Annotated in this window: 9 protein-coding genes; 8 read left to right on the top strand and 1 reads right to left on the bottom strand. The window is 61.9% G+C overall.

The genetic code is table 11. The annotated features are described in order from the left end of the window. Positions 1-109 precede the first annotated feature (109 nt). The 6 genes from ACE3NW_RS06880 (at position 110) to ACE3NW_RS06855 (ending at position 8,169) form a co-directional block, all read left to right on the top strand. A complete protein-coding gene (locus ACE3NW_RS06880) occupies positions 110-1,156 on the top strand; it encodes an aspartate-semialdehyde dehydrogenase (protein ID WP_374281759.1) in 1,047 nt (348 codons plus the stop codon). A 76-nt stretch (positions 1,157-1,232) separates the two neighbouring features. Beyond that, positions 1,233-2,183, top strand: coding sequence for an aminotransferase class IV (locus ACE3NW_RS06875; RefSeq protein ID WP_374281757.1), 951 nt, complete (start codon positions 1,233-1,235; stop codon positions 2,181-2,183). Continuing rightward, complete coding sequence (locus ACE3NW_RS06870; protein ID WP_374281755.1) at positions 2,183-3,466, top strand: glycosyltransferase; 1,284 nt, start codon at positions 2,183-2,185, stop codon at positions 3,464-3,466. Before ACE3NW_RS06875 ends, ACE3NW_RS06870 begins: the two co-directional genes overlap by 1 nt. A gap of 85 nt (positions 3,467-3,551) precedes the next feature. After that, a complete protein-coding gene (locus ACE3NW_RS06865; protein ID WP_374281753.1) occupies positions 3,552-4,460 on the top strand; it encodes an ATP-binding protein in 909 nt (302 codons plus the stop codon). Between the two features lie 200 nt (positions 4,461-4,660). Next, complete coding sequence (feoB, locus tag ACE3NW_RS06860) at positions 4,661-6,973, top strand: ferrous iron transport protein B (protein WP_374281751.1); 2,313 nt, start codon at positions 4,661-4,663, stop codon at positions 6,971-6,973. Then, positions 6,973-8,169: a diguanylate cyclase gene (locus ACE3NW_RS06855; protein ID WP_374281749.1), complete on the top strand. Its 1,197-nt coding sequence runs from the start codon at positions 6,973-6,975 to the stop codon at positions 8,167-8,169. Before feoB ends, ACE3NW_RS06855 begins: the two co-directional genes overlap by 1 nt. 93 nt (positions 8,170-8,262) lie before the next feature. Here the strand turns inward: ACE3NW_RS06855 and ACE3NW_RS06850 are convergent, their stop codons facing one another. Continuing rightward, positions 8,263-8,514 carry a ferrous iron transport protein A gene (locus ACE3NW_RS06850; RefSeq protein WP_374281747.1) on the bottom strand — a complete coding sequence of 84 codons (252 nt, stop codon included), beginning with the start codon at positions 8,512-8,514 and terminating at the stop codon, positions 8,263-8,265. A 292-nt stretch (positions 8,515-8,806) separates the two neighbouring features. Between ACE3NW_RS06850 and ACE3NW_RS06845 the strand changes: the two genes are divergently transcribed. Continuing rightward, positions 8,807-9,496 (top strand): acyltransferase, encoded by a 690-nt coding sequence (locus ACE3NW_RS06845; RefSeq protein ID WP_374281745.1) that lies wholly within the window; start codon positions 8,807-8,809, stop codon positions 9,494-9,496. An 11-nt stretch (positions 9,497-9,507) separates the two neighbouring features. Then, complete coding sequence (locus ACE3NW_RS06840; RefSeq protein ID WP_374281743.1) at positions 9,508-12,687, top strand: DEAD/DEAH box helicase; 3,180 nt, start codon at positions 9,508-9,510, stop codon at positions 12,685-12,687. Positions 12,688-12,693: the final 6 nt, after the last annotated feature.

Here is a 12,693-nt window from a genome sequence, read left to right as displayed (position 1 = left end):
TTGCAAGGGCTTCGCGCCCTTCACATTTGCGCTTTTGCCAGATATAGTACGCGCTCACCTTTTTGGAGGCATAGAGCCACCGCCCATCGCCCAAGGAGAGCGAAATACCATGAGCAAGAAGCTGACTGTAGCCGTTGTAGGCGCCACAGGCGCCGTAGGCCGTGAAATGCTCAAGACCCTGCACGAAAGGGACTTTCCCGCCACTGAAATCCGCGCTTTTGCGTCTGCCCGTTCTGCGGGTACCAAGGTGCCTTTTGGTGACAAAGAGCTTACCGTGCATGAGCTTAAAGAAGATGTCTTTGAGGGCATTGATTTGGCCATTTTTTCCGCCGGCGGCAGCACTTCGCAAAAATTCGCCCCGCACGCGGCCCACGCTGGTTGCGTGGTGGTGGACAACTCTGCCGCGTGGCGCATGGACGACCGCTGCCCCCTGGTTGTGCCAGAAGTAAACGCTCACGCCCTTGAAGGTCACAACGGCATCATCGCCAACCCCAACTGTTCCACCATCCAGATGCTGGTGGTGCTCAAGCCCCTGCACGACGCAGCCAAGATCAAGCGCGTTGTGGTTTCTACCTATCAGGCGGTTTCGGGCACGGGGCAGAAGGGTATTGAAGAGCTGGAACGCCAGGTGCGCGACCTGTTCAATGGCCGCGACCCGGAATGCAATACCTATCCCTACCGCATTGCCTTCAACGCGCTGCCGCATATCGATGTCTTCCTTGAAAACGACTACACCAAGGAAGAAATGAAGATGGTTCACGAAACCGTCAAAATGCTTGAAGATCCTTCGGTCAAGGTTACGGCTACCTGTGTACGCGTGCCCGTATTTTACTGCCACGCCGAATCGGTCAACATCGAAACCGAAAAGAAAATCACCGCCAAGGAAGCCCGCGTCATGCTTTCGCAGGCTCCCGGCGTGCGCGTGGTCGACAATCCGCGTGAGCGCATGTACCCCATGCCTTCGTACTGCACCGGCGAAGACGACACCTACGTGGGCCGTATCCGCGAGGACGAAACCATTGAAAACGGCCTGAACATGTGGATCGTGGCCGACAACGTGCGCAAGGGCGCTGCCCTCAACGCCGTGCAGATCGGTGAAGAGCTGATCAAGCGCGACCTGCTGCGCGTGACCGATAAAAACGTATTCCTGAAGTAACTGGCTGCGGGCGCGCGGGTTTCTGACAAATCCGCGCGCCCGTGCGCCTGAGCCCATATAGCTGGAGGCTTTTGCAGTGAAAGCTGTGGACGCTGAAACATATCTCAAGGCCCTGCTTGCCGCGCCCCGTCCGGGGTCGGAGCAGGTTCTCGCCTTTTATGACAACCGTGTGGGGCATATCTGCACCGACGCGCATCTTTTGCTGCTGCCCCTCGACGACCACATCTGCCACCGTGGCGATGGCCTGTTTGAAAGCATCTGCTTTCGCCAGCGCACCATTTTCGGGCTCGATGCCCACCTTGCCCGTCTGGTGGACGGCGCGGCGGCGCTCTCCATAACGCCGCCCTGCGACTGGCAGGACGTGCGCCAGCGTATCATTGACGTGGCCCTTGCCACAGGCGTGGACAATGGCGATCTGCGCGTCTTTTTGAGCCGTGGCCCCGGCGGTTTCGGCATTTCGCCCGCCGAATGCCCGCAGGCAGGGCTGTACATTGTGGCCCTCAAAAAAAATCTGCCCTCCGAGTCTTTGTACACCAAGGGTTTTACGGCCTTTACCAGCGCCATTCCGCCCAAGCAGGAATACCTGGCCCGCATCAAGAACACCAACTATCTGCCCAATGTTTTCATGGCCATGGAAGCCCGCCAAAAAGGCATGGATGTGGCCGTGACCTTTGACGAAAACGGCATCATGGGCGAGGCCGCAGTGGCCAACGTGGGCCTTGTGGACGATCAGGGCCGCCTGCTGTGCCCCGAAATCAAGCGCATTCTGCCCGGCACTACCCTGCTGGCCGCCATGGAAGTGGCCGCCGAACGCATGCCCGTGGTGCAGATGCCCATTCCCAGGGCAGCCATTGCCACAGCCCGCGAGATGCTGCTTTTCACCAGCTCCACCCTTTGCGTGGGCATCACCCATTTTGACGGCAAGCCCGTGGGACAGGGAACGCAGGCAGGCAAACCCGGCCCTGTAGCCCTGTGGCTCAAGGATGTACTTTTGGACTACATGCTGAAAAAAGGCGCACATATCTGATGCGCGTTCTGCTTATTGCGCTGCAACAGACCACAGAAGGCCCGGCCTCACCCGAAGAACAAGCCCGGTGGACAGAACTGGGCGCGCCCATGCGCACCGCCCGGCTGGAAGAAGACCACGCCCTGGCCCTGGCCTCGGCCATGCGCGACGGCGGCAGGCTGGCCCCCATGCTGCTGTGCGCCAAAAATTCGCGCCTGCACCGCCGCGCCGCAGCTCTCAATCTGCCCACCCTTGCCGCTGGCGGCCCGGTGGAATTCATGCGCCTGTGGCTCTGGCAACGGCGGCACAAGCATCTGCTGGTGCAGACCTTTGGCGAATGCAGCATGGCTGCGGGCCGCCGCGTGCTTGCCATGCGCGCGCCCCAATCCACACTGCTGAGCCATGCCTTTTTGTTGCGCGCCCCGCACGCCGAGGCATGCGCCGGCAAGGGCATGCTTGCGGCCCACAAGATTTTGTGCGGCTCAAACCACGTGCGCGAACGCATTGCAAAGGCTTGCGGGCATGACCAGGCCGAGAGCCCGTGGCGCGGCCCCAAAAACCGCCAGCTCCCCCTGGCTGGCCATGTGCTGAGCCATGTGGCACCGGGTATGAACCTTGAGGGTTACACCCCCGCCCCGGAATGGGCCGCCGCGCAGGCAGAAGCTTCTGACCACGCAACTTCCGGCACACCAGGTGGCAACCAGCGTTTTATCTTCTGCATGGGTGATGCCCTCACCCCGCGCTCCGGCGTGCATGTGCTTATCCGCGCCATGGCGGCCATGTGGCAAAGACGCGATCTGCCCCGGTGGGAAGTGCGCGCCGCTGGCGGCGGCCCCAGGTTTACGGAAGTGCTGGAAGAAGCGGAATCGCTTGGCGTGCATTCACGCCTGTGCCTGCTCAACGAGCAGCACTTGCCCCCGCTGCTGCAAGACTGCCACGCCTGGATCGCCCCCGGTTCAGCCCCCGACGAACTGCCGGAAACTTTCGGTGCAGGGCTGGCAGCACACTTGCCGGTTATCTGCGGTCAGGGCGATCTGCACACAGAGCGGCTTGTTGCCGCCCCCGCTGCGGCCTGCATGTTTGAAGAAAACAACCCGCAGTCGCTGGCAGAGGCCATGATCAACACCATGACCAACGAGGGCCTGCGGCGCAGCCTTGTGCAGGCGGGTGAAGCCCTGCGGCCAGCGCTGGGCCTTGATGCCTTTGCCGATGCCGTTTGCTCACGCCACGAGGCCTGGTGTCAGGAACTGGGCTGGCTTGAAAAAAATGCCCACGCATCCGGCAACCACAAAACCACCAACTAACCGTAAACCAGCGCCCCTTAGCGGCCCGCGCAGCAGCCACTTGTTGCCAGAGCGGGGTGACAGCGCAAACACATACAGGAACCGTATGAAATGTAAAATCTGCAAGGCTGAGGCCGTGGTGGCCCTGCGCAGCCACAATGCCGCCTTTTGCCCCGACTGCTACAAAGATTTTTTTGCCCGTCAGGTAGAACGCGGCATTGAAGGCCAAAAGCTGTTTACCCGCAACGAACGGGTGCTGGTGGCACTTTCTGGCGGTAAGGATTCGCTGGCCCTCATGCTTGAGCTTGCACGCCAGGGCTATAATGTAACCGGCCTGCACATCGATCTGGCCATTCCGGTTTCTTCCGCTGCTGCCCGTGGCGTTGTCGAACGCTTTTGCGCCAAACACGACCTCAAGCTCATGGTCAAGGAAATGGCCGCCGAGGGCCTGCCTATCCCGGTGGTCAAAGAACGCCTCAACCGCCCCATCTGCTCGGCCTGCGGCAAGATCAAACGCCACTTTTTCAACAAGGTTGCGCTCGACGAAGGCTTTGATGCCCTTGCCACCGGCCATAATCTCGATGATGAAGTGGCCCGCCTTTTCAGCAATACCCTGCGATGGGACACATCCTACCTTTCCGATCAGGGGCCGCGCCTGGACAGCGAGCACGGCTTTTCGCGCAAGGTCAAACCCCTGTGGCGGCTCTCGGAATTTGAAACAGCCAACTACGCCTTCTTGATGGGCATTGAAAACCACTACGCCCCCTGCCCCTACAGCCCCGGCGCAAGTTTTACCACCCTCAAGGGCCTGATGCAGAATCTTGAATTCGCCATGCCGGGCCGCAAGCTCGATTTTTATCAGGGTTTTCTCGTGCGCGGGCGGCCTGTCTTTGCCCGCCGTGAAGCAGAAGAAGGCATGGTGCTGGCCCCCTGCACAGAATGCGGCTACCCCACTTCCTCCGGCGACCGCTGCGGAGTGTGCCGCATCCGCTCGGCAGTGGCCGAAAAAGCCTAGCCCCGCACCCCCGCAAAGCAGACCAGACATGCACAAACCGGCAGCCAATGGCTGCCGGTTTTCTTTTTTTGCGCCCAAGACGTGCTTTTCAGGGCACAAATACTCACTTGACTTTCCTCCTTTCTGAAAATAAATTTCAATTCCATTCAAATTTCAGCCCACCGGCCTGCTCCGGCGCGGCACACAGAGGAGCGCAAAGCATGCCGGAATCCCTATCCGCAACCGCAGTTATGCGAGGCGGCAATGCCCGCACGCTCATAGGCGGCCTGGCCTATTCCCTGCGGCTGGCCATTGCAGGCAATCCCAACTGCGGCAAAACCACGGTATTCAATTCCCTCACCGGCGCACACCAGCATGTGGGCAATTACAGCGGTGTGACTGTTGAAAAAAAGGAGGGCTTTATCCGCCACGAAGGGCAGGAGATCATTCTTGTTGATCTGCCCGGCGCGTATTCGCTCTCTGCCTATTCGCAGGAAGAAGTGGTGGCCCGCAATGTGCTGCTCGACGGCTCTGTGCAGGCCGTTATCAACGTGGTGGATGCGGGCATTCTAGAGCGCGGGCTGTTGCTTACGGCCCAGCTGCGAGAAATGGGCCTGCCCGTGGTTATTGCCTGCAACATGATGGACGAAGCCCACGCGGCGGGTATCAGCATTGATTTTTTGCGTCTATCGGAATTCATGGGAGCAACTGCCGTTCCCACGGTGGGCACGGCGGGCAACGGCCTGCGCGAAGCCCTCTCTGCGGCGCGGCAGGCGGCGCAGGATGCCCCGCCGCAAACCAGCCAGCAAAACCAGGGGGCAGAAACCTTGCAGGCTGGCCACGGCACGGCCCTGCGCATTGGGTACGGCCCCCTGCTTGATCCCATTCTTGAAACCATGGAAAGGCGCATTGCAGCCAGCCCCGGCATAAACGCCTCGCCCTACGGCCACTGCGCCCCGCTTTGGCTGGCCCTCAATCTGCTGCAAGATGACGCAGAGGCCATTGCGGCCCTTAAAATGGCCGATGCAGATCTTGCAGCAGACATGGCCCAGGTGTGCAGCTTTGTGCAGGATGAACTGCGCAGCATTGGCCGCGACGCCGAGGGCATCATTGCAGACGGGCACAGTAATTTTGTGAGGCAGGTGGCTGCGGCCTGCATTGTCAAAACAGGTGGCCGACACCGCCTCAGCCATTCGGACAAGCTCGACCGCGTACTGGCCCACGCCGTGTGGGGCGCCTTAATCATGCTTGTCGTGCTCTATGCCATGTTTCAGATCACCATTGTGCTGGGTTCGTACCCGCAGGGCTGGCTTGAAGAGGCTTTTGGCGGGCTGGCGGCTCTTGTGCGCGCCTCGCTGCCCGATGGGCTTTTTGCCTCGCTGCTGGTGGACGGCGTGATTGCGGGTGTGGGCGGGGTACTCAGTTTTGTGCCCCTGGTGCTCATCATGTTTGCGCTCATCGCCATTGTGGAAGACAGCGGCTACATGGCGCGCATGGCCTACATTGCCGACCGCGTGTTCCAGTTTTTTGGCCTGCACGGGGCCTCGGTGATGCCCTATATCATTTCGGGCGGCATAGCCGGGGGGTGCGCCATACCCGGCGTCATGGCCACGCGCACCATGCGCAGCCCCAAGGAAAAGCTCGCCACCATGCTCACCCTGCCCTACATGGCCTGCGGCGCAAAACTGCCCGTGTATCTGCTGCTTGTGGGCACGTTTTTTCCACACAACGCCGCCAACATGATGTTTGCCATCATCATGCTTTCGTGGGTTCTGGCCTTTTGTGTGGCCCTTTTGCTGCGCAAAACCGTGCTGCGCGGCGAGGCAACGCCGCTTGTCATGGAAATGCCCCCCTACCGCATGCCCACCCTGCGCGGCATCTGCATACACTGCTGGGAACGCACCTGGATGTACCTGAAAAAGGCGGGAACAGTTCTCGTGCCGCTGGCCATGCTCATCTGGGCGGCCATGACCTTTCCCGCCCTAGACCCGCAGATTGCCCTGCCCTTTGAAAACGAAATCGCCCGCCTGAGCGCCCGCCTTGAACGCGACGACCTTTCTGAACAGATGCGCAGCACCTACGAAGAATCGCTTGCAAAAACGCAGGAAGAACTGGACGCCGAACGCCTGCGCCACACCCTTGCAGGCAGCCTTGGCACATGGCTTGAGGGTATTACCTCGTATGCTGGGTTCAGCTGGCGCACAGACGTGGCACTTATCGGCGGCATAGCAGCCAAGGAGGCCATTATATCCACACTTGGCACGGCTTACGCGCTTGGGCAACAAGACCCGGAAGACCCCGCATCGCTGGCAGAGCTGCTGCGGGCCGACCCCTCGTGGAACCAGGGCACGGCGCTGGCCCTGCTGGTTTTTGTCATGTTGTATGCGCCCTGCTTTGTAACTCTGGTTGTCATCCGGCAGGAATCGGGCAGCTGGAAATGGGTGGCCTTCAGCATTGCCTTCAATACCCTGCTGGCCTTTGGCATGGCCGTGGGGGTGTACCAGACCTACCGCATTTTATGGATGGGCTTATAATGACTAAAACCACTGGGCGCGTATCCGGCATGGGCATACGCGCTTACCTTGCACTGGGCCTGACCGTCATGGCCCTGCTTTTTACGGCCAGCTTTTTCTATTTTATGAGCATGACGCGCGAGATGAGCGTTTCAGGCACAAAAACCTACGGGGCATTTGTGGCCATGACAGAGGCCCGCAACAAGGCTGATCTTGCCCTGCTTGAGCGCCTGCGTGAAACAGAAGCAGCCCTTGGCGCAGCCCGCGAAAAGGCAAAAACTGAGGGCTTCTCCGGGCAGACCGCAGACGCCGCGCTGGCTGCCCTTGGCGCGTCCATAGCCGAAATATCTGTCACCCAGGCCGCCACAGAAGACATGCACATGCAACTGCGGCGCACTGCCACCCTTGCGCACGAATTTGAAAACCTCCTGCTCATGGGTTTTTTGCTGCTGGGCGCGGGCCTCGCCACGCTGTTTGGCCTGCTGCGCCTGCACCTTGCCCGCCCGCTTCAGGGCATCATGACCTTTCTCAACCAGCTGGGCACAGGAACCGCCAGCCAGCCGCCCAAACGCAGCTTTATTATCGAGCTTGGCAATATTTCTGCTTCGCTTGAAAATCTCGGCACATACCTTTCGCTTGCCACGGTGCGCTCGCAAAAGCTGGCCTCAGAGCACGACCATTTTCAAAAGATGTCGCTGGTGGACGGACTCACCGGCGTGGGCAACCGCCGCGCCTTTGACGAAAAGCTGCGCGCTCTTTGGCAGCAGGCCCAGCAGACCAGAACGCCGCTGGCGCTCATAATGCTGGATGTGGACACCTTCAAGCGCTACAACGACAATCTGGGGCATCAGGCGGGCGACGAATGCCTGCGCCGCGTGGCCGTTGCCATGAGCAGGGCCGCGCGTTCCACCGATGTGTGCGCCCGTTACGGCGGCGAGGAATTTGCCCTGCTGCTGCCCGGTGCGGATACCGCCACCGCACAGGCCGTGGCCGCCCGCGTGCATGCCGAGGTGGCCCGCGAGCAGCTGCCCCACCCCGCCTCGCCGGTAAGCACCTTTGTGACCGTAAGCCTTGGTGTCAGCAGCATTACACCGCCGCAAGACCAGGATGCGGAAAGCAATGTGCTGGTACGCCAGACCGATGCCGCCCTATACGAGGCCAAGGGCGCAGGCCGCAACCGCACGCGGGTGTACGGTCAAAAAGCTGGGCAGGCCTAGGCTCCCTGAATCCGCCACAGCGCTGGCCATCCCCAGCAACGTAAAAACCCCGGCATGCCGGGGTTGTACAGAGCAAACACAGTCTGCCTCAAATCAGTTGGTTGCGGGATTCGCAGGCTGCACCATGATGGCCCCGGCTTCCTTGCGCCGCAGGGCAATGGTTACCTCTGCGCAGCGCAGGGCCAGCGGGTCGCGCAGAGGCGCGTAGCCGACAACAGAAACAGGCATGCCTGATCCCAGCCCCATGTCGCGTATACGGCGGGCAAGCTCACCGCTGGCATTGATGCTCACAATGCGGGCCACCTGGCCCACCTTGAGGGAAGTAAGTGGAATGACTGAATTCATGCTTCTCCACCGTCCTTTTAAAAACAACATTCAATTTCAATTTATCCCTCAAACACTACCCCGTCAAGAAGATTGCAAATAGCGAAGGCAAAGCTGCTCTTCTGCGCTGTGCTCCTGGCTGCAACCCATATGCTGACTGCCTCAGGCCAGGGATTTGCCAGCATACCCTGACGCCGTGGCTTCACGCCGCAGCGGCCACTCGACCATGCGGCCCGACTCTGGCATGATGCGGAGCAAGAGCAAAAGCCGCAAGGCTGTTGCCTGACTCGCACACGCCAACAACGGAAACACCATGAGCATGTTGAAAAAAGCTCTGGAGCGGGGCCTCACCCCCTCCAACGTCATAAGCTACCTGTGCCTGCAAATCATGCGCGTCAACGGTGCGCTGTGGGGCAGCCTGCGCCTGCGCCTCAAGGCCCTGGCCCTTGGCGTGCGGGTAGAACCCGGCGTAAGCGCCCACGGCCCTGTGGGGCTCATGCGCTGGCCCGGCAGCAGCATACGCATTGGCGCGGGTGCAAGCCTTATTTCTTCGTGGCGGCGGGCCACGGCAGCCACCCTGTACGCTCCGGTGCGCCTGCGCACCTTTGGGCCGGGGGCCAGCATAGATATCGGCCCCGGCTGCCAGCTCAGCGGCACATCCATAACTGCCCGCTCCACGGCCATCAGCCTTGGGCGGCAGGTCATGTTTGGCCCCAACTGCGTTGTGGTGGATTCGGACTTTCACGCCCACTGGCCGCCAGAGGCCCGCGCCACAGAGCCGGGCATGGAAGGCGACCGCCCCGTGTGCGTTGGCGACTACGCCTGGATAGGCATGAACTGTCTTATCCTCAAGGGCGTCAACATCGGCGAGGGGGCAATTATTGGCGCTGGCAGCGTGGTGACGCGCGATGTGCCGCCCTTCTGTCTTGCCGCCGGTTCACCAGCCCGCGTGCTGCGTTGCCTCAAGCCCGGCGAAACGCCGCCTGCTTCTGACGCGCAATAGGCGGCAGCAGCGTGCCTGTTGGAGAATATATCGCCGCCTTGCTGGCGTCTGCAAAGCTGGGCCCGCAGGTTACCTGCCACCGGCTGTTTGCACCCGCAGCGCCGCACTATGCGCCCACCAGCCTGCCCTGGCCCGCAGCCATCAGCAAGGTGCTTGAACAGCGCGGCATCGCGGGGCTGTACAGCCATCAGGCCCTGGCCACAGACCATATCCGCGCCGGGCATTCCATTGTTGCGGCCACGCCCACGGCCAGCGGTAAAAGCCTTATCTACAACCTGCCCGTGCTCGACCGCTATCTGCGCGACCGCGACGCCCGCGCCCTGTATCTTTTTCCGCTCAAGGCTCTGGCGCAGGACCAGCTGGCCGCGTTCAACGCGCTGGTGGAAGGCTGGCCCAGGGATGTCCGCCCCACAGCAGCCCTGTACGACGGCGACACCACCGACCATTTTCGCCGCAAGATACGGCGCAACCCGCCCACGGTGCTCATCAGCAACCCCGAAATGCTGCACCTTGGCATTTTGCCGCACCACGAGCAGTGGGCGGAGTTTCTGGCAGGCCTCAGCCATGTGGTGGTGGACGAGGCCCACACCTACAGGGGCGTGTTTGGGGCGCACATGGCCCAGGTGTTCCGGCGGCTCAACCGCATTGCCGGGCGTTACGGCGCACGGCCCGTCTATGTGCTGTGTACGGCCACCGTGGGCAACCCCGGCGAGCTGGCGGCGGCGCTGACCGGCACGCAAGCCCCTGCGCCCAGCGACAATGAACACCCCGCAGCCGCACCCCCGCAGGATGCCCCCGTAGTCATCGACCAGTCTGGCGCTCCGCAGGGCCCACGGCATTTTGTCTTTCTCAACCCGGAGCAAAGCGCGGCCACTGCGGCCATTGATCTGCTCAAGGCCGCTCTTGCCCGCAATCTGCGCACCATAGTGTATTGCCGCTCGCGGCGCATGACCGAGCTCATCAGCCTGTGGGCCGGGCAATCGGGGGCTTTTGCCGCGCATATTTCGGCCTACCGCGCGGGCTTTTTGCCCGAAGAACGCCGCAGCATCGAGGCCCGCATGGCATCGGGCGAGCTGCTGGCCGTGGTCAGCACCAGCGCGCTGGAGCTGGGCATAGACATTGGCGGTCTGGACGTGTGCATTCTTGTGGGCTACCCCGGCACGGTCATGGCCACCCTGCAACGCGGTGGCCGCGTGGGCCGCGCCCAGCAGGAATCTGCCGTTATCGTGGTGGCGGGCGAGGACGCGCTTGACCAGTATTTTGCCCGTAATCCCGAAGACTTTTTCAACCGGCCGCCAGAAAAGGCCGTGGTCAACCCCGACAACGAGGTTATCCTTACCCGCCACCTGGAATGCGCGGCGGCAGAGATGCCCCTCACCCCCGGCGACGCCATGCTGGCAAGCCCTGCTGCCCGTGCGGCTGCGCGCGCCCTGCATGCCAGGGGGCTGCTGCTGCAATCTGCCGATGGCACGCAACTGCTGGCCGCCCGCAAACGCCCGCAACGGCATGTGGATCTGCGCGGCACGGGCCAGACCTTTACCATCGAGGATCAGGACGGCCAGATCGTCGGCTCGGTGGACGGATTCCGCACCTGGCAAGAGACGCACCCCGGCGCGGTCTACCTGCACAGGGGCCGCAGCTATGTGATTGACGAAATGGACCCCGCCCGCGCCCGCATTGTGGCCAGGGCGGCCAAGGTATCGTGGTTTACCCGCACTCGCGGCCAAAAAAGTACGGATATTCTTGAAGAAGTCGAGCGCGCGTCCTTGGGCCGCGTACTGGTGTGCCGGGGCCGCCTGCGGATCACCGACATTGTGACCGGCTACGAAAAGCGCTCCACATCGGGCAACCGCCTGCTCACCATCACGCCGCTGGATGCCCCGCCCCAGGTCTTTGAAACCGAGGGCCTGTGGTTTGTCATACCAGACAGCATACGCGCCTCGCTGGAAGAAAAATTTCTGCACTACATGGGCTCCATCCACGCGCTGGAACACGCGGCCATTGGCCTGCTGCCCCTGCTGATCATGGCCGACCGCAACGATTTTGGCGGCATCTCCACCCCGCTGCACGCGCAGACCGGGCTTTCTGGCGTCTTTGTCTACGATGGCCTGCCGGGCGGCGCGGGCCTGACGCGTCAGGCCTTTCCCGATGCGCGGGGCCTGCTTGAGGCAACCCTCAAGGCGGTGGCTGCATGCCCCTGCGAGGACGGCTGCCCCTCGTGCGTGCATTCGCCCAAGTGCGGCTCTGGCAACAGGCCCATCAGCAAGATCGGCGCGCTCGAACTGCTGCGCCAAATGCTGGCCCCAGGCACAGAGGGCGACACCCTGTACCGGGAGCTGCGCATCAGCCCCGCCCCCGACCGGCTGGAAATGGAAACTCTGGACGCAGCCGCGTCACTGGCGGCAGCACCACGGCCCGCCGTGTCGGCCCTGGAATTTATCAACATGGATGAGCAGACAGACACCGCCAGCCCGCGCAACGCAGTGGAGGAACAATCCATGAGCAAAAAACAGCCCGCGCCAGACAACCAGACAAGCCTTTTCGGCCCTGCCGCCTCGGCCCCCGGTTCCGGCATCAGCGCCACCGCTGCACATGGGGCCCATACGTTTGACGGTGCAGGCCTGCTGACCCACGTGGCCGTACCGCCGCCCAGGAATTTTGTGGTCTTTGACGTAGAAACGCGGCGCTCTGCTGCCGAGGTGGGCGGCTGGCACAGGGCCGACCGCATGGGCGTAAGCGTGGCCGTGGCCTACGACAGCAAGGCCGACGGCTACTTTGCCTACCAGCAGGAGGAGCTGCCCGCCCTGTTTGAAAAACTGCGCGGCGCAGACCTTGTGGTGGGCTTCAACAGCCTGCGCTTTGACTATGCCGTGCTGTCGGCCTTTGCGCCCTTTGACCTGCACACATTGCCCAGCCTTGATCTGTTGCAGCGTGTGGCCGAACGTCTGAACTACCGGCTTGCGCTGGGCAACCTGGGGCAGGCAACCCTGGGCGAACCCAAGAGTGCTGATGGCCTGCAAGCTCTTGAATGGTGGCAACAGGGCCGCCTGGACGACATAACAAATTACTGCCGCAAGGATGTGGACATCACCCGCCGCCTTTATCTGCACGGCCTTGAGCACGGCTTTTTGCTGTTCAGCAACAAGGCAGGCGCGCCCGTGCGGGTTCCTGTGGATTTTCGCCCGCGCTGATGCCAG

The sequence above is a fragment of the Desulfovibrio sp. genome, assembly GCF_041907885.1.
Taxonomy (GTDB): domain Bacteria; phylum Desulfobacterota; class Desulfovibrionia; order Desulfovibrionales; family Desulfovibrionaceae; genus Desulfovibrio.
This window is presented reverse-complemented; position numbering and strand designations above follow the sequence as displayed.

Bases quoted from the DNA above. Each gene is read 5' to 3' on its own strand.
- ACE3NW_RS06850 (WP_374281747.1), bottom strand. From the start codon at position 8,514: ATGAATTCAGTCATTCCACTTACTTCCCTCAAGGTGGGCCAGGTGGCC.
- ACE3NW_RS06855 (WP_374281749.1), top strand. From the start codon at position 6,973: ATGACTAAAACCACTGGGCGCGTATCCGGCATGGGCATACGCGCTTAC.
- ACE3NW_RS06880 (WP_374281759.1), top strand. From the start codon at position 110: ATGAGCAAGAAGCTGACTGTAGCCGTTGTAGGCGCCACAGGCGCCGTA.
- ACE3NW_RS06845 (WP_374281745.1), top strand. From the start codon at position 8,807: ATGAGCATGTTGAAAAAAGCTCTGGAGCGGGGCCTCACCCCCTCCAAC.
- ACE3NW_RS06870 (WP_374281755.1), top strand. From the start codon at position 2,183: ATGCGCGTTCTGCTTATTGCGCTGCAACAGACCACAGAAGGCCCGGCC.
- feoB (WP_374281751.1), top strand. From the start codon at position 4,661: ATGCCGGAATCCCTATCCGCAACCGCAGTTATGCGAGGCGGCAATGCC.
- ACE3NW_RS06865 (WP_374281753.1), top strand. From the start codon at position 3,552: ATGAAATGTAAAATCTGCAAGGCTGAGGCCGTGGTGGCCCTGCGCAGC.